General features: G+C 62.2%; 17 protein-coding genes. 9 read left to right on the plus strand and 8 right to left on the minus strand.

The window, feature by feature from the left end; all coding sequences use genetic code 11:
• Positions 1-43: 43 nt before the first annotated feature.
• The 4 genes from AC0L18_RS00265 to AC0L18_RS00280 all read right to left on the minus strand — a co-directional run bounded on the left by AC0L18_RS00265 (position 44) and on the right by AC0L18_RS00280 (position 7783).
• A complete protein-coding gene (locus AC0L18_RS00265) occupies positions 44-1858 on the minus strand; it encodes an alpha/beta fold hydrolase (RefSeq protein WP_473490155.1) in 1815 nt (604 codons plus the stop codon).
• Positions 1859-2165: 307 nt separating this feature from the next.
• Entirely contained in the window at positions 2166-3800 is a 1635-nt protein-coding gene (locus tag AC0L18_RS00270) for a helix-turn-helix transcriptional regulator (RefSeq protein WP_473490156.1), read from the minus strand.
• A gap of 323 nt (positions 3801-4123) precedes the next feature.
• Positions 4124-6727 carry a TRAP transporter permease gene (locus AC0L18_RS00275; protein WP_473490157.1) on the minus strand — a complete coding sequence of 868 codons (2604 nt, stop codon included), beginning with the start codon at positions 6725-6727 and terminating at the stop codon, positions 4124-4126.
• Positions 6728-6799: 72 nt separating this feature from the next.
• Complete coding sequence (locus AC0L18_RS00280; RefSeq protein WP_473490158.1) at positions 6800-7783, minus strand: TAXI family TRAP transporter solute-binding subunit; 984 nt, start codon at positions 7781-7783, stop codon at positions 6800-6802.
• Between the two features lie 117 nt (positions 7784-7900).
• Between AC0L18_RS00280 and AC0L18_RS00285 the strand changes: the two genes are divergently transcribed.
• Positions 7901-8773 carry a MurR/RpiR family transcriptional regulator gene (locus tag AC0L18_RS00285; RefSeq protein ID WP_473490159.1) on the plus strand — a complete coding sequence of 291 codons (873 nt, stop codon included), beginning with the start codon at positions 7901-7903 and terminating at the stop codon, positions 8771-8773.
• 12 nt (positions 8774-8785) lie between these two features.
• On the opposite strand, the gene AC0L18_RS00290 is transcribed toward AC0L18_RS00285, so the two are convergent.
• Positions 8786-10108, minus strand: coding sequence for an aspartate aminotransferase family protein (locus tag AC0L18_RS00290; protein WP_473490160.1), 1323 nt, complete (start codon positions 10106-10108; stop codon positions 8786-8788).
• A 94-nt stretch (positions 10109-10202) separates the two neighbouring features.
• On the opposite strand from AC0L18_RS00290, the gene AC0L18_RS00295 reads away from it, so the two are divergent.
• Together AC0L18_RS00295 and AC0L18_RS00300 are read left to right on the plus strand one after the other, a co-directional pair.
• Positions 10203-11060, plus strand: coding sequence for a beta-keto acid cleavage family enzyme (locus tag AC0L18_RS00295; RefSeq protein ID WP_473490161.1), 858 nt, complete (start codon positions 10203-10205; stop codon positions 11058-11060).
• A 113-nt stretch (positions 11061-11173) separates the two neighbouring features.
• A complete protein-coding gene (locus tag AC0L18_RS00300; RefSeq protein ID WP_473490163.1) occupies positions 11174-11449 on the plus strand; it encodes a hypothetical protein in 276 nt (91 codons plus the stop codon).
• A gap of 84 nt (positions 11450-11533) precedes the next feature.
• Here AC0L18_RS00300 and AC0L18_RS00305 read toward each other — a convergent pair whose 3' ends face one another.
• Positions 11534-12220, minus strand: coding sequence for a N5-glutamine methyltransferase family protein (locus tag AC0L18_RS00305; protein ID WP_473490164.1), 687 nt, complete (start codon positions 12218-12220; stop codon positions 11534-11536).
• Between the two features lie 372 nt (positions 12221-12592).
• On the opposite strand from AC0L18_RS00305, the gene AC0L18_RS00310 reads away from it, so the two are divergent.
• Complete coding sequence (locus AC0L18_RS00310; protein WP_128168176.1) at positions 12593-13267, plus strand: LuxR C-terminal-related transcriptional regulator; 675 nt, start codon at positions 12593-12595, stop codon at positions 13265-13267.
• A 48-nt stretch (positions 13268-13315) separates the two neighbouring features.
• Here AC0L18_RS00310 and AC0L18_RS00315 read toward each other — a convergent pair whose 3' ends face one another.
• Entirely contained in the window at positions 13316-15067 is a 1752-nt protein-coding gene (locus AC0L18_RS00315; RefSeq protein WP_473490165.1) for a PAS domain S-box protein, read from the minus strand.
• Positions 15068-15313: 246 nt separating this feature from the next.
• Between AC0L18_RS00315 and AC0L18_RS00320 the strand changes: the two genes are divergently transcribed.
• Positions 15314-16054, plus strand: coding sequence for a helix-turn-helix transcriptional regulator (locus tag AC0L18_RS00320; RefSeq protein WP_473490166.1), 741 nt, complete (start codon positions 15314-15316; stop codon positions 16052-16054).
• Between the two features lie 125 nt (positions 16055-16179).
• Here AC0L18_RS00320 and AC0L18_RS00325 read toward each other — a convergent pair whose 3' ends face one another.
• Positions 16180-16482 carry a DUF982 domain-containing protein gene (locus AC0L18_RS00325; RefSeq protein WP_473490167.1) on the minus strand — a complete coding sequence of 101 codons (303 nt, stop codon included), beginning with the start codon at positions 16480-16482 and terminating at the stop codon, positions 16180-16182.
• 215 nt (positions 16483-16697) lie between these two features.
• On the opposite strand from AC0L18_RS00325, the gene AC0L18_RS00330 reads away from it, so the two are divergent.
• The 4 genes from AC0L18_RS00330 to otsB all read left to right on the plus strand — a co-directional run bounded on the left by AC0L18_RS00330 (position 16698) and on the right by otsB (position 22637).
• On the plus strand, positions 16698-17759 hold the full coding sequence (locus AC0L18_RS00330; protein ID WP_473490168.1) for a glycosyltransferase family 4 protein: 1062 nt from the start codon (positions 16698-16700) through the stop codon (positions 17757-17759).
• A gap of 44 nt (positions 17760-17803) precedes the next feature.
• Positions 17804-19966 carry an amylo-alpha-1,6-glucosidase gene (locus AC0L18_RS00335; RefSeq protein ID WP_473490169.1) on the plus strand — a complete coding sequence of 721 codons (2163 nt, stop codon included), beginning with the start codon at positions 17804-17806 and terminating at the stop codon, positions 19964-19966.
• A gap of 152 nt (positions 19967-20118) precedes the next feature.
• The gene (locus AC0L18_RS00340; protein ID WP_473490170.1) at positions 20119-21879 is read left to right on the plus strand and encodes an alpha,alpha-trehalose-phosphate synthase (UDP-forming); all 1761 of its coding nucleotides are present in this window, start codon (positions 20119-20121) and stop codon (positions 21877-21879) included.
• Complete coding sequence (gene otsB / locus AC0L18_RS00345) at positions 21876-22637, plus strand: trehalose-phosphatase (RefSeq protein ID WP_473490171.1); 762 nt, start codon at positions 21876-21878, stop codon at positions 22635-22637. Before AC0L18_RS00340 ends, otsB begins: the two co-directional genes overlap by 4 nt.
• Positions 22638-22657: the final 20 nt, after the last annotated feature.

Genomic DNA, 22657 nt, shown 5'->3' on the forward strand with positions numbered 1-22657 from the left:
CCGTGGCCGAGGCGCGAGCGTCGCGCCATCAATGGCCGCGCGGTCACTTGGTCCCGATGCCAATATTGACGGGGTTTCTCAGGATGGCCGAGCCGTCATCGCCGGCCCGGTCGCGCACCATGCGGTCGAGCGTCTGGCGAATGACTCCGCGCTCGCTTTCGCTCAACGCGAGGCTGCCAAGCACTTCCTCGACAATTGGATTGCTCCACACGATCCAGTCCCATAGCTCAGCACCTGAGTTGAAGACCGTGCTTTCGGTGATCGTCTCGACAGTGACGTCCTTCAGTCCGGCCTTCAGCTCGCGGGCAAGCCGCTCCGGATCGCTGAGCTGAAACGGTAGTGGCGGCGGGTCGAATGGCGGACCATTAAACCCCGGGCGTACTGATTGAACGGCCCCGACCAAGAATGTGAGGAAGTCGATTCGATGCGGGTCGCCATAGGCAATGACCAGCACCCGCCCTCCAGGTTTGACAACCCGCGTCATCTCCCGAATGCTCCTCGGCATGTCGGGAAAGAGCATGACCCCAAACTGAGATCCCGCGGTGTCGAAGCTGTCGTCGTCAAAGGCAAGCGCATGCCCGTCCATTACGCGGGTGTCGATTTCCAGGCTTTCCCGGCTGGCGCGCTCTCGCAGCAGGCGGAGCATGACGGGAGACTGGTCGACAGCGACCACCTCGGCACCGATCCGAGCTGCCGGAATACTGAGCGCGCCGCTGCCGGATGCAATGTCGAGAAAGCGCCTGCCGGGGCGGAGCCCTGCCCTGACCAGACTCTCATTGCCAAGCCAGATCTGTGTTTCGGTATTCGTCCGATCGTAACCCGAGGCAATTCGGTCCCAAGCCTCGCGTGTGTCCGGCAGCGCCTGAGGAACCGCGGATTCGGCCTCGATAAGCGCAGCGCGCAGCACCTTTACAAATGCGGCAGGCTGTTCGATCGGCGGATCATCGGCTGCGCCGTCGATAATGTGGAGCGGCCACCCAAAACGGACGCTCGCGGCTTCCGCTACAGGCAATGGGGTGGCAAGATCGTGCCGCCCCCAGATCAGGAAGGTCGGGATTCTGATGCGTGCCAGTTCTTCTGATAAGATTGCGGGAAATCCGAATTGCTCCATCAGACTTTGCTGGGTCGGCTTCAACTCTGGCGCCTGCGCGCGATCGAGATTGTAGGCTTGCAGCCGCTCCCAGCTCTCGCCCATATGATTGCGCAGCGCGTCGAGGTCGAAGGCGCACTGCTGCCAGAGGCGGTCATGGTTTTCCGGACTTGGCTCCGTGATGAACGCGGCGAGGGCCGCACCGAATTCAGGCGCCGGCTGAAACGGCGCGAGGCCGAGCGCATCCGACAGCACCATGCAGCGGAGCTTGTTACCATGCTTGGCGGCAAAGCGGGCGGCAATTGCGGCGCCGAGAATTTGGCCGACAAGAATGGGCGGTGTCGGGCAGGTGCGTTCGATGAGTTCGCCAAGCCACGCGAGCACACGATCGGAATGGACCGGACCCTCGATTGTCCCAGACGCGCCATGGCCCGGCAGATCCGGCGCGATCACGTGATGTGTTCTCACAAGCTCCGGGAGAATTCGCAGCCACTTTGCTGCATGTCCTCCTGGGCCGTGCAACAGCACGATCGGTGGTCCCGCGCCGCCCTCCAGTAGCTCGGTTGAGATGCCGGCCAATTCGAGCCGCCGTTCGGCGATCGGCAGCCCGGTGAGCAGGCGCTTGCGGGCAGCTTCTCCGGATATGCGGTTCGATTCAATTGCCGCCGGGGTGGCGGTGTAACCTTCAACGTGAGACATCATGGCCTCCCTCCTGTTGATAGTAAGATTTCGTTTTGCACGTGCCGCCTGGCCGCTTGGGCTGCTCACGCGCTGGAGCGCGCGCTGCGAGCGGTTGACACGCTGTTCTCGGTTCGCGCGAGCCCCAATCCGAACCAAAACGTCCAAAGCGCCACACAGAATCGGTATGTGACATCGCTTCCTCCTTTCATCGTGGCCGGATGTTTGCCGCGCGATCACCGAGTCCGTCCTGCAGTCTGCAGGCGAGTTGCGCCGAGGCGCCGCGCATCCATAGCCGACAGGTGCAAGCTTAGGGCGGAAGGGAGGGCGGCGCTTCGGGCGAACCACCCAATGGCGCCGATGACGGCATGGGTGATTCCACCCATGCCGGGCGCGCTCAGACTAGGCGGTGCTCGTAGGCCCAGGCGGTGGCGGCGGTGCGAGTGGGGACGTCAAGCTTGTTGAAAATATTGCTGACGTGCCTGTCCACTGTCTTCCCGCTCAAATGCAGTTCGTTGGCGATTTCCTTGTTGGTTTTGCCGGAAGCGATCAGGCGGAGAACCTGCAGTTCGCGGGCAGAGAGGCCGCGGGCTTCGTCCGGCCGCGTGTCAAGCAGTGTGTCGATGCGAGAAACGTCGGGCGTGGCACCAAGCTGCTGAAATACTGTCCGGGCTGCCTGCAGCTCCAGTACCGCACCGTCGTTGTCACCGAGGGCGCGGCAAGCCAGGCCCATTATGACGCCTACGCGCGCTGCTTCGTATGGCGCGTCGACTTGCTGCCACGCCTCGATTGCCTGGCGCAGCCAAATCGCCGCGGCTTGCGCTTCGCCGTCTGCCAGTTCCACCGCTCCCCGCGCGTGAGCGCCAAGGGCGCGCAACGGTTCGGTTCCGTAACTTTCTGCAGCGTCCGCCAGTTCGTGGCAGGCGCGTCGTGCTTCCTCGATGTCGTCAGCCGCCAGCATGATCTCGACGTGAGCAGGCAGCAGCCGAATGCGCTTCACTTGGTCGGTCGTCGCGGCCATGACGCGCCGGCTTGCCGCCGCAGCCGCATCGATGTGCCTTTCGGCCAACCGCAACAGGGCAAGGCCCGGCTGCGGTTCGAAGCCATATTGGCTTGCATTCCGATATGCCTGCTCGGCCGCGTCAACGTCTCCGCGAAGGCGGTGTACTTCCGCCAGCTGGTACCACGCCCCAGCCGTATCTCTCCGATTGTTCGACTGCGTCAAACGCTCCACGGCCTGCTGAGCTTCGTCGATCGCGTCCTGCCATGCGCCGCTGAGCCGCTTGATCTCGGAGCGATGCATCAAGCAGGTGCCGCTGAAACTGACCAGCTGGGGCTGTTCGGAGCACCATCGTCCCAGAGCGGAAGTCCATTCGCGTGCGCGGCCCAGAGCATGGACTTGCTGACACGCTTCGATCACGCTGCAGTAGATCAAGCCGGTAAGCAGCGGCGACAATTCGCCGGCCGTGACCGAAACCATCGCCTCGTCGAGGAGCGCGAAACCTTCCGCGGTTCGCCGCTGTCGCAACAGAACACGGCCCTGCAAGTGCCGTGCACAGACCACCAGATCCACGTCCGCAAAGCGCTCGCCAATCTCGATTGCGCCGCTCGCCGCAGCGTAGGCCGCCTCAAGGTTGCCCGAAGCAAGATGCTGTTCGACGTGGGGCAGCATCAGGTAACCCTGTTCGGCACAATCATGTGGCTCGCGTTCGAGCAGCCGATGCGCCCGTCCAAACCAGCCGGCCGCCTGAGCCATCTCCCCACGAAAGACAAGGCGCAGGCCACGCCAGAAGGCGCAGCGGGCGGCCCGATGGCACTCGCCCGCGTCCAGATATGCATGATGGGTTCGCTCCAGGGCCCGCAGGTACTCCTCGTCGCGCCCGGTCAAATAGGCCGACATCGCCAGCCGTTCGAGATCGTCTACTGCGAGCGGAGCCGCTTCGCCGGCGCGCGCGAGGAACCGATAGGCGTCGTCCCACGCCCTTTCTTCGTAAGCCTCACGACCGAGGGCGAGCTGATCCGTCTCGTCCAAGGACCCGCTGTTGAATTGCTGTCGATCTGACCTGCCCATCGGCGTTGGTTCCGGAGACGAACAGAAATCCTGGCCATCAATGGCTGCTTTGGAGCCACGGTGAAGTATAGCATGCACGAACGCGAATGACCCGGAATGCACTTAAAAGCGCTCTGTGCATGGGAATGAGTCACACCATGCCGTCTACTAGGTCCCCGTCCAATCACCGTTGTACGGCGGAAACCGGCCATATCCCCGTCGTGTGAACGTTGCCATGGGGCTTGGGGTGTCATTTCACCCCTACCGGAATCGACCCCCACCATCTGTTATCAACCGTTCCAGTCTCAGCCTGCCGGCCCGGTTTCCTTCCTGTCGGCCTGCTTGCGCGCCCGCGCAAACTGCAGCCCGGCGACGCCGGCCGTCGCAGCGAGCGCCAGGCCGATCGGAATGAGGCTCGAGGGCTGGTCGGCCTTTCTGAGCACCGCCACCACGTCATACCCGACATCCAGCCCGATGCGCTTGGCGTAGGATCCGAAATCGACATTGCTGATCATCAGCGCGTCGCCCGCTTGCGTGATGGTAAGGCCGATGCCGCGCAGCCGCTCCAGCGGCTCGCCCGGCTCGCCGAGCGGCACGTTGACCGTCTTGCGGACATCCTCGCCCATGAGGTCGACACCCTCGACGACGAAATTGATGCGGCCATCGGCCGGCGTCTGCGCCACCGCCGACAGGAACTCGCTCGCCGGCAACTCCTCGTAAGGCGGCGACACCTGGTTGAGCCACCAGTCCGGCCGGAAAAGCGTGAAGCAGATGAGCAGCAGCGCCGCACTTTCCCAAAGCCGGCTTTTTGTCACGAACCAGTTCATGGTCGCGGCCGAAAACAGCAATATTGCGATCAGCGACACCGTCGCCACCCAGATCGTCTGCGGCCAGGTGTCGACTCCGATCAGCAGCATCGCCGGATTGAAGATGAAAACGAACGGCAGGATCGCCGTGCGCAGCGAATAGAGCGCGCCCTGGAAACCGGTGGCGATCGGGTCCTCCTTGGAGATCGCCGCCGCCGCGAACGCGGCCAGCCCGACGGGCGGGGTGATGTCGGCCATGATGCCGAAGTAGAAGACGAACAGGTGGACCGCAATCAGCGGGATCGGCAATCCGGCCTGGGCGCCGAGATCGACCACGACCGGGGCCATCAGCGTGGCGACCAAAATGTAGTTTGCGGTGGTCGGAATGCCCATGCCGAGCACAAGGCTGATCGCGGCGATGAGGATCAGCATCAGGATGACATTGCCGCCGGAGATGAACTCGACGAGTTCCGTCATCATCAGGCCGAGACCGGTCAGCGTGATCGTGCCGACGACGATGCCGGCCGTGGCGGTGGCGATACCGATGCCGATCATGTTGCGGGCGCCGAGCGCCAGCCCGTCGATCAGGTCGTCCCAGGCAGCCCGCACTGAGGCGGCGAGATTTCCTTTGCGGAACAGCGCCATCAGCGGCTTGCGGGTGGCGACAATAGCAAGGATTGAAACGGTCGCCCAGAACGCCGAGAGGCCGGGCGACATCTGCTCGACCATCAGGCACCACAGAAGCACCGCGATCGGGATGAGGAAATCGAGCCCGGTCCGCGTGACGTCCCAGGCGCGCGGCAGTTCCAGGATTGGGGCGTTCGGGTCGTCGAGTGCGAGATCCGGATAGCGCGAGGAATACCAGACCGAGGCGACGTAGAGAGCGACGCCGGCGAGCGCGAGCAGCGGCGGCGCGGCTCCTCCGAAGACAGCCTGGATAGCAACGATGCCGTAATAGACGAGACAGACGGCAAGAATGCTGCCCGACAGTCCGAGCCCCATCCGCAGCATCCGCTCTCTTGCCGGCGTCGGACGCTGCGGGATCGTCTTCAGGCCCATCTTTATCGCTTCGAGATGAACCATGTAGAGCAGCGCGATATAGGAGAAGACCGCCGGCAGCAGTGCGTGCTTGACGATCTCCGAATAGGGAATGCCGACATATTCGACCATCAGGAAGGCGGCCGCGCCCATGACCGGCGGCATGATCTGGCCGTTGATCGAAGCCGTAGCCTCGATGGCGCCCGCCTTGACGCCGGAAAGGCCGGTGCGCTTCATCAGCGGGATGGTGAAGATGCCGCCTGAAACCACGTTGGAGACGGACGAGCCGGACACGACGCCGTTGAGGGCCGACGAAACCACGGCGACTTTCGCCGGGCCGCCGCGCAGGTGGCCGAGCAGGGCGATGGAGATCTGCATCATCCAGTTGCCGGCGCCTGCCTTTTCCAGAAGAGTGCCGAACAGGACGAACAGAAAGACGAAACTCGTCGACACGCCAAGTGCAATACCGAAGACGCCTTCGGTGGTCAGCCATTGATGGTTGAGAAACTTGGTGAGTGATGCGCCGCGATGCTGAATCACGTCCGGCATGTACTGGCCGGCAAAGGTGTAGAAGATGAAGGTACAGGCCACGACCACCATCGGCAGGCCGAGCGCACGGCGCGTCGCCTCGAGCAGCAACAGGATGCCAACGGTGCCGGTCACCAGATCGAGCGTGGTCGGCTGGCCCGGCCGTCCGGAAAGCACGACGTAAAAGAGAAAGAGGTAGGCGCCGGCAAATCCGCCGACCACGGCCAGCACCCAGTCGAGCAGCGGCACGTGATCGCGGGGCGAGGATCTTAGCGCCGGATAGGCGAGGAAGGTCAAGAACAGCGCAAAGCCGAGATGGATGGCGCGCGCTTCGGTGTCGTTGAGGATGCCGAAGCCGAACACGAACGGCAAAGGCGAAGCGTACCAGAGCTGGAAGAGCGACCACGCAACTGCAACCCAGAGTAGAATGCGCCCGACCGTTCCAGCCGGATGCCGGCCACCCGTGTCGGCCTCCGCGACAAGTTGTTCGAGCTCTTCGAGATCGACGCCGGCCGGTTGTGCCTTCACTTCGCTCATGACGTCGTCTCCTGTTGCGGATGGCCCCGGCGGATCAGCTGGACCCGCCGGACCGTCGTCAGGTCACGAAGCCTACTTCAACCAGCCCTTCTCCTTGAAGTATTTTTCAGCGCCCGGATGCAGCGGCGCGGAATTTCCTTCCGCGACCATCTTGGCGGGATCGAGATTGGCGAAGGCCGGATGCAGCGACTTGAACTCGTCGAAGTTCTCGAACACCGCCCTGGTCAGTTGGTAGACGCTCTCATCGGGAACCTTGGCCGAGGTGACCAACGTGGCGAGCACGCCGAAAGTCCCGGTATCGTCGGGATTGTTTGCGTAAAGACCGCCTGGGATGATCGCCTTGGCGTAGTAAGGATTCTCGGCGACAAGCTTGTCCACGACCTCTCCAGTCAACGGCACAAGCTTGGCGGCGCAGGTAGTCGTCGGATCCTGGATGTTCGCTGAAGGATGGCCGACGCCGTAGAAGAACCCGTCGATCTTGCCGTCGCAGAGCGCCGGCCCGTGCTCGTCCGCTTTCAGCTCCGATGCGAGCGAAAAGTCGGCCAACGTCCAGCCCATCGCACCGAGCAGACGCTCCATGGAAGCGCGCGTCCCGGAACCGGGATTGCCGACGTTGAAACGCTTGCCCTTGAAATCCTCGAACTTCGTCACGCCGGCATTGGGATGCGCCAGCACCGTGAACGGCTCCGGATGGATCGAGAAAACCGCGCGCAGATCGGTATGGGCGCCACCGTCCTTGAACGATTCCAGCCCCTTGTAGGCGTTGTACTGGACGTCGGACTGGGCCATGCCGAAGTCGAGTTCGCCTTCTTTGATCGTGTTCACGTTGAATGCCGATCCGCCGGTCGATTCGACCGAGCAGCGGATGCCGTGTGTCTTGCGATCCTTGTTGAGCAGCCGGCAGATAGCGCCGCCGGCGGCATAATAGACGCCGGTGACGCCACCGGTCCCGATGGTAACGAAATTCTGCTGCGCCATTGCGCTGGCCGAAAACAGCAGCGCCGCCGACAAGGCGGCGATCTGCACTCCGAGGCGTGCAGTCCGGGCATGTTTCATCTGGTTCTCCCTTGGTACTTTGCGTGCCGTCGCGGCCGTCCGGTGTTTTGGTGTCAAGGCACGTCGATGCATGCTACGATTGTTGCGCTTTATCAATCAAGGGAAATGCTTGTTACAATGGACGGTCGGGAGATGGGTTTCGACGCGCTTTTGGCGCGCATACTGACCGAACTCCCAAAATTGAGCTCGGAGTTGCGCAAGGCGGCGCGCTTCCTGGTCGATCATCCCGACGAGGTGGCGCTGGTTTCCATGCGGGTGCTGGCCTCGCGATCAGAGGTGACACCGACGACCTTCGTGCGACTGGCGCGGCGACTGGGTTTTGGCGACTGGGCGGCGCTGCGCAAGCCGTTCGAAGACCGGCTGCGCTCCGGCAAGACGCCTTTCGCGGCAAGGGCCGATGCGCTTGTCAGGCGCAGGTCGGAGACGATCTTCGCCGAATCGCTGAGGACAACGGTGGCCAATCTGGCGACGGCCGAAGCGGTCAACGGCAGCGAAGAAATCGCAAGGGCCTGCGCGATACTGGAGAAGGCTCAGCGCATACGTGTCGCCGGGTTCCGAAGCTGCCGCGCGCCCGCCCACGCGCTCGTCTATCTCTGCCGGATGTTTCGGCGCGAGATCACCCTGCTCGGCGGCGACGGCGGTGCGATCGAGGCGGAACTGGCAGCGCTTGGAAAGAAGGAAGCGGTCGTCGCGATCGGCTTTTCGCCCTATTCGCGTGAACTCGGGCCCGTGGTGGAGGCTGCGCAACGACACAGCGTTCCGATTGTCGCGATCGTCGACAGCATGGCTGCTCCGATCGCGCGGCATGCGCAGGTTGTCTTGCGATTCTCTACCGACAGCCCGTCCTTCTTCCCGTCGGTAGCCGCAGCCATGGCTATCGTGGAAGCGCTAGCCGCAACGATGCTGGCGCGCAGCGGGCCGGCAGCCGCGGCTCGTGTCAGGGAGACGGAATTGGAGTTACAGGCGTTCGGGGCCTATCTGCCGGAATGAAGAGCGCTGGCGCTATGCCACTGCAGCGTCTATCGCGTCGCCGAGCCGTTCAACAACCGCGTCGATTGCCGCGGCGTCTATGATGAAGGGCGGCGCCAGCAACACATGATCGCCGCGCACGCCGTCGATCGTGCCCCCTGCGGGATAGACCAGCAGGCCGCGCGCCATCGCCTCGCGCTTGATCTTCGCATTGAGCTTCCGCTTCGGTTCGAAGGGCGCCTTGGTCGAGCGATCCTCGACCAACTCTACACCCATGAAAAGGCCGCGCCCGCGAATGTCGCCGATATGGGCATGGTTGCCGAACCGTTCGCCCAGTCGCCGCGAAAGATGCTCTCCCATCGCCCGGACATTAGCGAGCAGATCGTCGCGAGCGATCACCTCCTGGACGGCGAGCGCCGCCGCGCAGGCCATCGGGTGACACATATAGGTGTGGCCGTGCTGGAAGAAGCCGGAGCCTTCGGCGAAAGCGTCGAAGATGCGGCGCGAAAGCAGCACCGCACCGATGGGCTGGTAGCCGCCACCGAGGCCTTTGGCGATCGTCATCAGGTCGGGCGCAACGCCGTCCTGCTCGCAGGCGTGCAGCGTCCCGGTGCGGCCCATGCCGCACATCACCTCATCGAGGATGAGGAGCACACCGTAGCGGTCGCAGATTTCGCGAACGCGCCTGAAATAGCCGGGAACCGCGGGCACAGCTCCTGCTGTCGCGCCGACCACAGGTTCCGCGACGAAGGCCATGACAGTGTCCGGACCGAGTTCGAGAATTTTATCCTCGAGCGCCTGGGCAGCGCGCAGTCCGTAGGCCGCCTCGCTCTCACCGGCTTTCTGGTAGCGGTAGGCATAGCACGGGTCGATGTGATGCGTGTCGATCAGCAAAGGGCGGAATTGGGCGCGGCGCCACTCATTGCCCCCGGCAGCGAGAGCGCCGAGCGTGTTGCCGTGATAGCTCTGGCGGCGGGCGATGACGTTTTGCCGCTCTGGCCTGCCGGTCTCGACGAAAAACTGGCGGGCCATCTTGAGCGCCGCCTCCACCGCTTCGGAGCCGCCGGACACAAAGTAGGCGTGGCTGATACCTTGTGGCGCGCCGGCGACGAGCTTGTCGGCCAATGTCTCGGCCGGCTCGTTGGTGAAGAAGCTGGTGTGGGCATAGGCGAGCTTGTCGGCCTGCGCATGGAGCGCGGCTGTCACCTCGGGATGGCCGTGGCCGAGGCAGGAAACCGCCGCACCGCCTGACGCGTCGATATAGGCACGGCCATCGCGGTCGAACAGTTCGATGCCCTTGCCGCCCACCGCGACGGGCCGGCTCGCATGGATCTGGCGGTGCAGGATGTGTGTCATGCCTTCCCCGATTGACGATGGCGCGATTTGCAGCGAACCTATCATGCAACATATGTTACACACTGCGCAATACTGAAACAAATGGACTGAGCCTATGACCGTCGACAGGGACGCGACCGGCCCCGGACTTATCGCACCGACGGCAATCGCCGTTGCGCCGAATGGTGGACGGCGTGGCAAGCAAGACCACCCTGCCCTGCCGATCGGCACCCAGGAATTGGCCCGGACCGCCGCCGCCTGCCTTGAGGCCGGCGCCGCCATGATCCATACCCATGTCCGCGACCGCGACGGCGGCCATTTGCTCGACGCGCACGCTTATCTCGAGACGACGAAAGCGATACGTGATGCGGTGGGCGAGCGGCTGATCATCCAGATCACCAGCGAAGCGATCGGCCGCTACCAGCCGGCCGAGCAGATGGCGGTGGTGCGCGCTGTCCGCCCTGAGGCGGTTTCGCTGGCGCTGCGTGAACTGGTGCCGGACGCCGCCCATGAGACCGCTTTCGCGCAGTTCCTGGCGTGGTTGAAGAGCGAGCGGATCGCCCCTCAGATCATCCTTTACGCGCCCGAAGAGGCGTCGGCCCTGGCCGCCATGGAGCAGCGCGGGCTGGTGCCTTTCAACGACATCCCGGTGCTCTATGTGCTCGGCCGCTACACGCCGGGACAGGTTTCGCGACCGGCCGATCTGCTTCCCTTCCTTGCGCAGGACCGCCCGCGCTTCACGCACTGGATGGTCTGCGCCTTCGGTCGGCAGGAAACCGCTTGCGTTACGGCCGGTGCGCTGCTGGGCGGTCATGCCCGCGTCGGCTTCGAGAACAATTTTACTCTGGCCGACGGCACGACTGCCAAGGACAATGCCGCGCTCGTAACAGCGACCAAAGGCGCTCTGACTGCTTGCGGCGTCAGGATCGCCCAAGCCAACGACCTGCGCGCCGCTTGGTCGATCCAGGGCTAACCCTCGCCCGCGCGCCTCGTCGGTTCGTCACATTTGTCGAAAATCTCTTTGCTACGCTGCAACCGAACTTTTTGGCTGACGTTAAGGTTGCAACAGGCGCTGGGGAGGCCTTTATGCAGACGTACCTCGTCGAACAAATGGAGGGCGATGACGTGATTACGGTGCGTGTCATCAACGCGCCTAGCCCCTTCAAAGCCGCCGCCATGTCGACAGATCGACATGTTACGCTGCGAAGGTGGGAAAAGGATTGGATCCGAGTAACCGACGAGAACCGGGGACAATTCTTTGCATACAGCTTTGTCTCCGACGCAAACCCGGACAACAGCGGGCTTGTAATAGCACCGAATAAATCAAGAAAAGCCCAAAAAGCTGATCAGGGACACGAGTAAGCGCCACCTTTTTTGCTTCTTGCTGGAGCGCGCCAGAACCGTGAACACCGCGAATTAAGCCAGCCGTTGCGGCATGGCTGACGCTCACGGCGTAGTATGTCCCACAACCACCCTTCCCTCGCCGGCTTCGTTCGTGACCGCCCGGATCCCCTCGAAGGACTTGGAGCGCTCCAGCAAACGCATGACCTGCCGGTCCTGGCCGAGACCGACCTCGAAGAGCAGAATGCCTCCGCGCCGCAAGTAGCGCGGCGCGTCCTTGATCACCCGCATATGGATGCTCAGGCCGTAGGGGCCGGCTGCAAACGCTTCACGCGGCTCGAACTCGGTCAGATGCGCGCGGTCGCCCTCGAGCCGCTTTTCCGAAATGTATGGCGGGTTACAGACGATCACGTCGATCGTGCTGTCGAGTTCCAAGCCCGAGAAAGCACTGAACAAGTCACCCCTCAGCACCGACACGCGATCTGCCATGTTGTGATGGGCGACGTTGCGGCGTGCGACCTCGACGCATCCATCGGTGAGATCGCTCGCCCAGACCTGCGCGGCAGGGACGTAATGCGCAATGGCGCAGGCCAGATTGCCGGCCCCGCAGCACATGTCGACAACCCGCGGCGCCGACAGGTTCATTTGCCGCAGAACATCAAGTGCTGTCGTGCCGAGCAACTCCGTCTCCGGCCGGGGAACGAGCGCACCGGGCGCGATGAGCAACTCCAGCCCCATGAAGATGGTGCGGCCTCTGCGGTAGGCTTCGGCGACACTGATCTCTTCGCTCACAACAGCTCCCTCCCTGTCTTGCCGGTCGCGGTGCCCGACAATTGAGTGGAAGTTAAACCACTAAGTTCCCGATCGACAATCGAAAAACACGCCTCGCCATGGGCATTGGCGATCGCGAGCTATCGGCATCGTCTCAAGGCGTTGGCACATGGTCCTGGAGGATAGGAACGGAAGATTCGACGTGTTCAGCGGTTCCCGTTGACAGCGTTCAAAAAAAGAGGAGCCTTACCTGCCTTTTAGGATTATATTAGCAAGCTGGGCTTGCGGTGTTGGGGCACCGCTGGCGTTGACTGGATGAATTGACGAGTGATTGGCCACGACTCCAAAGGCCGGTGACCGTTCAATCCATGCAGGTTTCGTTGGGGTAGTTCAATGTATCGAATCGTCATCGCCGACGATCACGGCCTGTATCGTCGTGGCCTGCGCTTGGCTCTGAGCGCAGGCATTCCAGGTGTGGAGATATTTGAGGCGTCGTGTTTCGACGCCGCGCTCAGTCTGCTGGCCGAGCAGGCGTCCGTTGATCTTGCGATCCTGGACCTGAACATGCCGGGATTGTTCAATCAGGAAGTGCTCAGCGGCATTCTGTCGGCTTATCCGGATACGCGATTTGCCATCGTTTCCGGAAACGATTCACGCTCGGAGATACTCACGGCTCTGTCGATCGGTCTCCACGGCTATATCGTAAAGTCGCAAAAAGACGAGGAGGTCGTCATGGCCGTCAACGAAATCCTCTCGGGCCGCATCTACGTCCCTGCACTTCTGTCGCGCCCCGGTGCTGCGCAAACAACTCACGTACCTGCTCCCGCCGAGCCTGTCCCGCAGCGACGCACCAACACCGGCAATCTTGGCAGGCTGACCTCGAGGCAAAAGGAGGTCCTCAAGCTGATGGCGGAAGGGTATTCGAACAAGGAAATTGCGCGCGATCTGGAGATCGCCGAAGCCACGACGAAAATCCATGCCGCTGCAGTTTTGCGTGAGCTTGGGGTGCGGAATCGGACCGAGGCTGCCGTTATGCTGAAGACGTGGTTAACGAGAGATATCAACTAATTACAGCACCACGTTCTTTTGATACGCAAGGGGCCTTGGCCGCTGGCGTCAGGGGCCGATTTCCTTGCGTGACAGCCGCAGCGAATAGCGCAGCCCGTGATCCGTCATTTCCAGCTTGGGTGAGTGACCGACCAGCGGCGCCCCATCCACTCCGATTATCATTGAACCGAAGCCATGGCGGACAATTTTTGAAGGCGGCCGCCGCCGCCCTGATTCCACCCAATCGAACACGATGTCACCGCCCGCATCTTCCGATGCGAACGTCCAATTTACCTCGACCCGGCCCTTTGAATCGCCAAGCGCTCCATGTTTCAAGGAATTGGTCGCAAGCTCGTGAACAATCATCGCAAAGCTCTCGGCGGCGCCTCCCGACATCGTAACCGAGGGACCGCCGACAGATATTTCGCGTGTCCCCATATACGGTTGCAGCTCCTGGACAACGAGATCGTGAAGCATCCCCGACCCGCTGCTGTTGCCCGAAAGCAGCAGATGCGTTGCCTCGAGCGAACGAATTCTGTCGATCAGCGTCTCCTTGTACCTGGCGATATTGTCCTCGGGATCATTGACCATGTTCACCAGTGCCGTGATCACCGGGAACAGGTTAATGAACCTGTGGCGTTGCTCGAGCATGATGCGCTCCCGCTTCTTTGCCGCGGCACGCAGCAGCGTGGTTTGCCGTCGCTCGGTCAGGTCGGCGGCCACGCCGAGCCGCTGTAGACGATCATCGTATTTCTCTTCCCTTCCGCGCAGAGCAACCCAGCGGATATGTCCGTCCGGTCGTCGGACGCGAATCTCGACGTCGTAGTTGGTGACCGATGCGAGCTTTCTCGATACAGCCAGCTTTGGCCAGTCCGCCGGATGAACGACGGCCGACAGTTCCTCCAACCGGCGGCTGCCGGCCGAGGGCAGTCCGAGAATGTCCCAGAACGCACCCGAACCGGTGACGATGCCGTTTTTAAGGTCGATCCGCCACGTGGCCAGGCGTCCAGCAGACAAAGCGAGATCCAGCCACTCCTTCTGAGCCCGAAGCGCTTCGTGCACGGCTCGTCGTCCCGAGATATCGTCGACCACCACGAAAATGGTCTCTGAGAGAACCCCGTCGGGCACGGACAAAGACAGCGTTAGCCGCGCCCAGAATGCCGAACCGTTCTTTCTTGAGAGACGCACCTCCGAAGCGAACGAAGCAGAGTCTTTGCCCAGGCCAGCCAGCAATTGCGCCAAGGCATCACGGTCGTCCGGATGGACGAGTGTCTCCAGCTGCAGTTGGGCAAGCTCGTCCTCCTCGTAGCCTGTCATCTCGCTAAGGCGTCTGTTGGATTGCAGCAGCTCACCTTTCTCGTTGATGTTTGCGAACCCCATTGCGGCGCGCTCGAAAGCCCAACGATAGCGGCTTTCGGTTGCTTCGACGGCAGCGAGCCTGGCTTCGGCTACCTCCAGCAGCTCACGTACGTCCTGCCGCAGCCGATGGAATGTCATGGCAATCACGCAACCGGAAATCAGCAGCAGAATGGCGCGCGCCCAATCTTCGCCGGAGATCTGACCATGCAGGGTGCTTCGTGTCCACAAGCCGGCAACCACCATCAGGACCGTTGCCGCAAGCGCAGGACCACGGTCTTCAAGGTAGGAAATGATAATAATAGCTGGAATAAATTCCAGGAAACTCGACCCTTCTCCGATGTATGCTGACGCTTTTGTTTCAAATATCAGCGTAGCAGCCAGCACCGATGCGGAGGCAATGTGAGTTAGCAGTCTGCCCGTTGGGTTCAAATCCGACCTGCGCGACTGCCAGTTCATCGACATCGACTACTACCTTTTGACTAGGCCATCGAGACTAGAGCAAAAAACGTACAACCTAGTCCGACTGCGGGATTGCCATACCACTATCACAGCGCGCATTTTATCAAACAGGGGCGAACAGAACTCATCAGAATATAACGAGTTTCAAGACAGCAGGGAGCGCATTTTTTGCGAGCCCTGCGCAAGAAGACTGTTCGTAAATCCCGGGCACGTTACTACGGACTGATGGACCTTTGGGGAGGTTGGAAAATGGCTATGATCGTTAGATACAGTGATGCCGTTGCGGGCGACCGGTACATCACGACAGGAGTCAAGTATAACCCTGACGAGCAGGTGACGCGGCCCTCGTATGCTTATCCTTCAGCTCGTGCATCAGATCGGCCGGAGACCGGGGGCGACGAACCAAGGAGACGCAGCCTGGAATCCGTCACCGGCATGCTTGATCGCCTTGGCTGTGGTTATCTCGTACTAGACCGCGACAGAAAAGTAATCGAATGGAACGCGGCCGCTCTAACCACGCTGGAGCGCCCCACACCGGAGCGCCCCACTCTGGAGCACAAAGGCGAAGCGGCTGATACAGCCAGTGCACTTTCGGTAGCCCTAAGGCGGCTGGTCGCAAATGTTCCGGCGCCTTTCCTGCCGGGCTCCCTTTCCTGGGTGGTGATCCGCAGCACAGGTGACAGGCCGGTGGTACTGAAAGAGAACGGTCTTATCGCCCCCGATGGAACCAGCATCGTGGCATTGCTTGGCCGTGTGAACAGGTCGGGGCCAAACCCTCAGACACTGCAAAGGATGTTTGGCCTGACGAGCGCGGAAACGCATCTGGCTCTGCGTTTGGCTCAGGGCGATGCGCCGTTGGAGATCGCCCGCAGCTGGCGGCTCAGCCGCACCACGATCCGCTCACAGCTTGCGTCGCTGTTCGCCAAGACCGAAACGAGACGTCAGGCGGAACTGGTGGCTCTTCTGGGACGCATTTCGGTCTTGCCATGATTTTGGGGTCGGCCTGGATCCAGGCGCCCGGGCATCCTGCCCACCGACGCAGATCGCCGCTGTCGCGGTGCTGCTTGCTCGCCAACTGGGCTGGTCGGTAAACTGGCACCTGGGAGCGCTGGCGTCTATCGCCGAGGCGTGTATGCGCTGTCCATCTTTTCGCCGCGTATCGGCAGCGCTATGTCATCATCCAGGAGCCGGGTGATCCGGGCAAAGCCCTTAAAAGCCTTTCTTGCTTCCTCGGCAGACATCTGACTTGCCAGTGCCGCAGCGCAGCAGTTCAGCGCGCATTGATACACCGGGCCGCGCCTACCCTTCGGCCAGTGGCGCAAAAACGTCATCGCTTCGCTGACATTGTCGATTTCTTCCACAGGTTCTCCGTGCCCGCGCGCAATGCGCACCGGCGTATAGAATTGCAGGCGATTCATCTTTTCCTCCCGTCGATCGCGATGCGTTCGATCGAACCTAGTTAAATTCACGGCCAGCCAATTGGTTCCCGGCAAAAACGCCCACGGCCTTGATAAACGGCAGCGGGCCGGCTGGGTGAATCGCCAGTCATCGCCCGACTCCTTGCCGTTGCGGAACGTTCGGGGGAGTGGTGCATTTCGACATCAGCGATGGTCTTTCTGGGAAATGCCAGTCTATGAAAATAGCCCATGTGGCGCCGCTCCACGAATCCGTGCCGCCTCGGCTCTATGGAGGCACGGAGCGCATTGTCTCCTATCTGACTGAAGGCTTGGTGGAGCTAGGCCATGACGTAACTTTGTTCGCCAGTGGCGATACAAGGACCTCGGCAGAATTGGTGCCGTGCCGCGAGCGTGCGCTGCGTCTTGACCCAAGCCCGCTGAAATCCGAGACAGCCGCCCACCTTTCGATGCTTTCCGAGGTGAGGAAACGAGCTCAAGAATTTGATATCATTCACTTCCACCTCAGCCATTTCCTGCATTTTTCCTTCTTCGAGCACATCCATGAGCGGACGGTGACGACGCCGCATGGCAGGCTCGACTACGTCGATCTGGCGCCGGCCTATGAGCGTTTTCCGCGCTTTCCGATGATCTCCGTGTCCGGCAGCCAAAGGACGGGGCTGGCCGACGCCAACTGGCTGGCGACGATCCACCACGGGCTGCCGACCGAACTCTACAAGCCGGTTTTCGAGCCGAGCCCAGGGGCGCCCTACCTCGCCTTCCTTGGCCGGATGTCGCGCGACAAGCGTCCGGATCGTGCCATCGAGATCGCGCTGCGCTCGGGGCTGAAACTGAAGCTTGCAGCAAAGATCGGCGACGACGACCGGGCTTATTTCCGCAACATGGTCGAGCCGCTGGTCGACGGCGATCGTGTCGACTATGTCGGCGAGATCGAGGAAGACAAGAAGGCGGAATTCCTCGGCAACGCGGCCGGCCTCGTATTCCCGATCGACTGGCCGGAGCCGTTCGGTCTTGCCGTTATAGAAGCGATGGCCTGCGGCACGCCGGTGATCGCCTGGAAATCCGGCGCCTTGCCGGAAATCGTCGATCAAGGCGTGACCGGTTTTATCGTGGATTCCATGCAAGGCGCGGTTGCCTCTGTGCCCGACCTGCTGCGGCTCGACAGGCGGAAGGTGCGAACTGTCTTCGAAAGGCGGTTTTCTGCCAAAAGAATGACCCGCGACTATGTTTCCGCTTATGCGCGCCTGATCGGCGCCTCGGCCGAAGCAAGAGCGTCGTGAGCGGCATTACCTCAAAGGGGCGAAACGAGAGGGATATGTAGAGAATGGCCCAACTCGACGAGCGCCAGCTTGATCCCGCGGTAGCACTTGCGTCCCTGGACGCCACCGCACCTCGAGAGCCGCATCGGCTGTTCGCCCTCAAGCAAGGCGATTGTTTTGCCGTGGCCGACGCCTACGGCGATATCCGCGGCGCCGGCGACGGTTTCTTCCGTGACGACACGCGAGTGCTTTCCGAATTCCGGCTGACCGTCGGCGACCGGCAGACATCGCTGCTCGGTGCGTCGCTCAGCCAGGACAATGTGCTCTTCACCTCCAACCTGACCAATCTGCCGATGCAGAGCGTCCGCGGCCGGGACATTCCGCAGGGCGCGATCCATATCGAACGCGTCAGGCTGCTTTGGCAGGACCGGCTGTTTGAACGCATCACCCTTTCCAACTACAGCCAGGAACACTCCATCATCCGCGTCTCGCTGCATTTTGCCGCCGATTTCCGCGACATGTTCGAAGTGCGCGGATCGACAAGGCTGAAGCGCGGCATGGCCCATGCTGCCAAGACGGATGCGACCTGCGTGCTGCTGCGCTACGACGGGTTGGACGGGCTTGCGCGGATATCGGCGATATCGTTCTCGCAGGCGCCAGACCAGCTGACGGGCGACCGAGCGGACTTCCTGATTGCCGTGACTAGGCGCAGCGGCAAGGTGCTGTATGTCGAAGTCGGTCCCGAAACGGCGGAAACACCGAACCGCGATCGCTTCCGCGCCGCCGCGGCCCGGGCTCGCTTCGGCATGCGGGCCAAGCGTCGCCATGGTGGTACGGTGCACAGTTCCGGGCGCGTCTTCAACGATTGGGTCGAGCGCGCCCGCGCGGATGTGGCGCTGCTGACCACTGAGCTTACGACCGGACCCTACCCCTATGCGGGCATCCCTTGGTTTTCGACGGCGTTCGGCCGCGACGGCGTGATCTCCGCCTTGCAGATGCTGTGGCTCAACCCGGGCTTGGCGCGAGGCGTGCTGGCCTTCCTTGCCCAGCACCAGGCGACGGAGACATCGCCGTTCAGCGATTCGCAGCCGGGCAAGATCATGCACGAGACCCGCAAAGGCGAAATGGCGGCGCTGCGGGAGCTCCCGTTCGGCCGCTACTATGGCGGTGTCGACACGACGCCACTCTACATCCATCTCGCCTGCGCCTATGCGGACCGTACCGGTGACATGGCGTTCGTCGACAGCCTGTGGCCGTCGCTCTGCGCTGCGGCTGAATGGATCGAGGAGGCAAGCCGGCCGACCGGTTTCGTCACCTATCAGCGTGCCGCCGAGTCCGGCCTCGCCAACCAGGGATGGAAGGACAGCAGCGATTCCGTCTTCCATGCCGACGGCCGAACCCCCAAGGGACCGATCGCCCTGGTGGAGGTGCAAGGCTATGCCTTTGCCGCGTTCCGGGGGTTGTCGGAGCTCGCCCGTCGCCGCGGCGAGATCGACAGGGCCGATCATTGGGAGAGCAGCGCCGAGGCCATGCGCGCCGCTGTCGAACGCCATTTCTGGCTGGACGATCTCGGCTTCTACGCGTTGGCGATCGACGGCGCCGGCGAGCCCTGCAAGGTGCGGACGTCGAATGTCGGGCACCTTCTCTATGTCGGCCTCCCCGCGCCGGCACGGGCGCAGATGGTCGCCGACCAGCTGCTTTCGGCGTCCTTCCATTCGGGCTGGGGGCTGAGGACGCTCGCTGACGATGCTGTGTTCTTCAACCCGATGTCATACCACAACGGCTCGATCTGGCCGCATGACACCGCCATGTGCGGCGCCGGTCTGGCACGCTTTGGCGAGCGCGAAAGCGTGATTCGGCTGATGAGCAGCACCTTCGAATCGGCTGTCCATTTCAACATGCGGCTGCCCGAACTGTTCTGCGGCTTTACCCGCGCGCCGGGCGAAGCGCCGATCGCCTATCCCGTCGCCTGCCTGCCGCAGGCGTGGTCGGCTGGGTCTGCCTTCATGCTGATGCAGGCCTGCCTCGGCCTCGAGATCGACGGCTGGGACGGCGAAATCCACGTCACCCGTCCCAGGCTGCCGATTGGTATCGACATGCTCACGCTGAGGCATCTTGGCGTTGGCACCAGGAAGGTGGATCTGACATTCCAGCGTGTCGGCGATAGGGTCGTCGCCTTTCTCGCCGACCGGCATGAGGGGTTGGTGCCGCTCATCGTGCGGACCTAGTTTGGCTTACGCATGGAACCAGCCGCCGGGCTGCAAATTAGCGGAACCGATGGCCCGTCCGAGCGTTCCGACGCACGGCAGCTGATTGGCGGCCGCGAATTCGAAAAACTAACAAAATGGCCACCGACCGGCCGGAGAAGATCGTTGTTCCCATGTCAGACTTTGGCATAGAGGTGCTCTGGGTTCTAATCATTGCAAGCCTTGGCCTTTCCGCTGTTGCCCTGGTGTTCTCGATATCCCGCCGGCGCCACATACCTGCGGCCGCATCCTCCGCAGGCGATGACCTGGCTTCGGAAGCGGCTCGCACGGTGCTGCGGGAGTTTGAAAAGAATGGCCACTCGGCCGATGCAGCGCTGATCACATGGTCGCCCGACACCTTGCGCAAGATCCTGGCCGACGATCTGCCGGAGACGCAGGTGATCGTCGTATCCAACCGCGAGCCCTACATCCACAACACCAGGGATGATGGCATCGAGCTCCTGGTGCCGGCCAGCGGGCTGGTTTCGGCACTTGAGCCGATCACCCGCGCCTGTGCCGGCACCTGGATTGCGTATGGCGGCGGATCAGCGGACCGTTTCACCGTCGACGAGAACGATCGGGTCGAGGTGCCGCCTGGCAATCCGTCCTACACGCTGCGCAGGGTCTGGCTGACCGAGGAAGAATACCAGGCCTATTATCTGGGCTTCGCCAATGAAGGTCTGTGGCCGCTTTGTCATATCGCCTTCACCCGCCCGATTTTTCGCGCGTCGGATTGGCAGGTCTATGAGGCCGTCAACCGGAAGTTCGCCGATACGGTGGTTGCCGAAGCGCGCAACAAGCGGCCGATCGTGCTGGTTCAGGACTACCACTTCGCGCTCTTGCCGCGCATGATCCGTGAGCGCCTGCCCGAGGCGATCATCATTACTTTCTGGCATATCCCATGGCCCAACTCGGAAGTGTACAGCATCTGTCCATGCCGTGAACGGATCCTGGAAGGTTTGCTCGGCAGCTCCATCATCGGCTTCCATACGCAGTTTCATGCCAATAATTTCACCGAAAGCGTCGATCGCACCCTGGAAAGCCGGATAGAACGGGCGGACGCGGCGATCTCCCATGGCGGGCAAACGACTCTGGTCCACGCTTACCCCATTTCCATAGAATGGCCGGCCGAACTGCTGGCAAGATTGCCGGCTGTCGAGGAATGCCGTGCCCGTGTCCGCGAAAGATTCGGGCTGCCGGCGAACGTCAAACTGTGCGTCGGCGTCGAGCGCCTCGACTACACCAAAGGCATTCCCGATCGCTTTCAGGCCTTGGACGAATTGTTCACGCGACATCCCGAATGGGTAGGCAAAGTGGTTTTCCTGCAGGTCGCGGCGCCGAGCCGGGGCACATTGCCGGCCTACCAGCAACTTCATGACGAATGCGTTCGCTATGCCGAAGAGCTCAACCAGCGCTACGGCGGCGAGAATTATAGTCCCGTCCTGTTGCTCGCCGAACATCACTCGCAGGAGCAGGTCTACGAGATCTATCGCGCCGCCGACATATGCATGGTCACCAGCCTGCATGACGGCATGAACCTGGTCGCCAAGGAATTCGTCGCGGCGCGCGACGACGAACAGGGCGTGCTGCTGCTCAGCACCTTTGCCGGCGCTTCGCGCGAACTCCTGGAGGCACTGATCGTCAACCCCTATGATGCGACCATGATGAGCGAGGCGCTGCTGCAGGCGTTGACCATGTCGCCGGACGAGCAGCGCGAGCGCATGCGGCCTATGCGCGAGATGGTCCGCGACAATAACGTCTATCGCTGGGCCGGCAGCATGCTGCTGGACGCTGCGCGCCTTCGCAAGCGCGGGGTGACCGGCAACGGCGAGCGGCCATCCAACCGCAACAACGTCGTTTCCATCTTCGAGCGGGCGCGAAAGGCGGCGTCGTGACAGACCTTCGACTGCCGCTGGCCCCCGACCTGCCGGAAGAGCAATGGGCGCTTTTTCTCGATATCGACGGCACCTTGCTGGAACATGCCGCTCATCCAGACGCTGTCTTCGTCGGTGACGAACTGCGTCAGCTTCTCGGAAATATCGAGCGAAGGCTGGGCGGCGCCCTCGCCTTCATCACCGGGCGTTCGGTCGCTGCCGTGGACAGATTGTTTCATCCCCTGAAGCTGCGCGTTGCAGGGCTGTACGGGCTCGAGCATCGGTTGACGCCGGACGGTCAAGTCGACATTGCCGACGCTCCGGCGGATATCGCGGCTCTTGCCGACGAGATTGAAGCCGAACTGGGTGGACGCAAGGTCTACATCGAGCGCAAGGGACCGGTCTTGGCCATCCATACCCGCGCTGCGCCGCAACTACTTGCCCGGGCTACGCAGCTTGTCGAACAGGCACTGACGCAGCTTCCGCCTGGGTACCGCGTGATTGCGGGAAACGCGGGCGTGGAACTCATGCCGCTGGAAGCCGTCAAAGGAGCTGCCATCCGGCGTTTCATGGAAATCCAGCCCTTTGCCGGCCGGCGCCCCGTATTCCTCGGAGATGACACCTCTGACGAAAACGGTTTCGAGGCAATAAACGAGGCCATCGGCATCTCTATCCGCGTGAAGCCGCGCGGGCCTACGGTTGCAAGCTATGGTCTCGACGACGTGACCGAGGCAATAGCCTGGCTCGATGCCAATTTCGGCGCGGCGCGGGTGTCCTGATCGCGACCCCGATGATCATT

Source organism: Mesorhizobium sp. WSM4819 (assembly GCF_055811215.1).

Coding starts and splice junctions, on each gene's coding strand:
- AC0L18_RS00280 (WP_473490158.1), bottom strand. CDS start 7,783: ATGAAACATGCCCGGACTGCACGCCTCGGAGTGCAGATCGCCGCCTTG.
- AC0L18_RS00335 (WP_473490169.1), top strand. CDS start 17,804: ATGGCCCAACTCGACGAGCGCCAGCTTGATCCCGCGGTAGCACTTGCG.
- AC0L18_RS00320 (WP_473490166.1), top strand. CDS start 15,314: ATGGCTATGATCGTTAGATACAGTGATGCCGTTGCGGGCGACCGGTAC.
- AC0L18_RS00310 (WP_128168176.1), top strand. CDS start 12,593: ATGTATCGAATCGTCATCGCCGACGATCACGGCCTGTATCGTCGTGGC.
- AC0L18_RS00295 (WP_473490161.1), top strand. CDS start 10,203: ATGACCGTCGACAGGGACGCGACCGGCCCCGGACTTATCGCACCGACG.
- AC0L18_RS00300 (WP_473490163.1), top strand. CDS start 11,174: ATGCAGACGTACCTCGTCGAACAAATGGAGGGCGATGACGTGATTACG.
- AC0L18_RS00340 (WP_473490170.1), top strand. CDS start 20,119: ATGTCAGACTTTGGCATAGAGGTGCTCTGGGTTCTAATCATTGCAAGC.
- AC0L18_RS00325 (WP_473490167.1), bottom strand. CDS start 16,482: ATGAATCGCCTGCAATTCTATACGCCGGTGCGCATTGCGCGCGGGCAC.
- AC0L18_RS00330 (WP_473490168.1), top strand. CDS start 16,698: ATGAAAATAGCCCATGTGGCGCCGCTCCACGAATCCGTGCCGCCTCGG.
- AC0L18_RS00315 (WP_473490165.1), bottom strand. CDS start 15,067: ATGTCGATGAACTGGCAGTCGCGCAGGTCGGATTTGAACCCAACGGGC.
- AC0L18_RS00285 (WP_473490159.1), top strand. CDS start 7,901: ATGGACGGTCGGGAGATGGGTTTCGACGCGCTTTTGGCGCGCATACTG.
- AC0L18_RS00275 (WP_473490157.1), bottom strand. CDS start 6,727: ATGAGCGAAGTGAAGGCACAACCGGCCGGCGTCGATCTCGAAGAGCTC.
- AC0L18_RS00290 (WP_473490160.1), bottom strand. CDS start 10,108: ATGACACACATCCTGCACCGCCAGATCCATGCGAGCCGGCCCGTCGCG.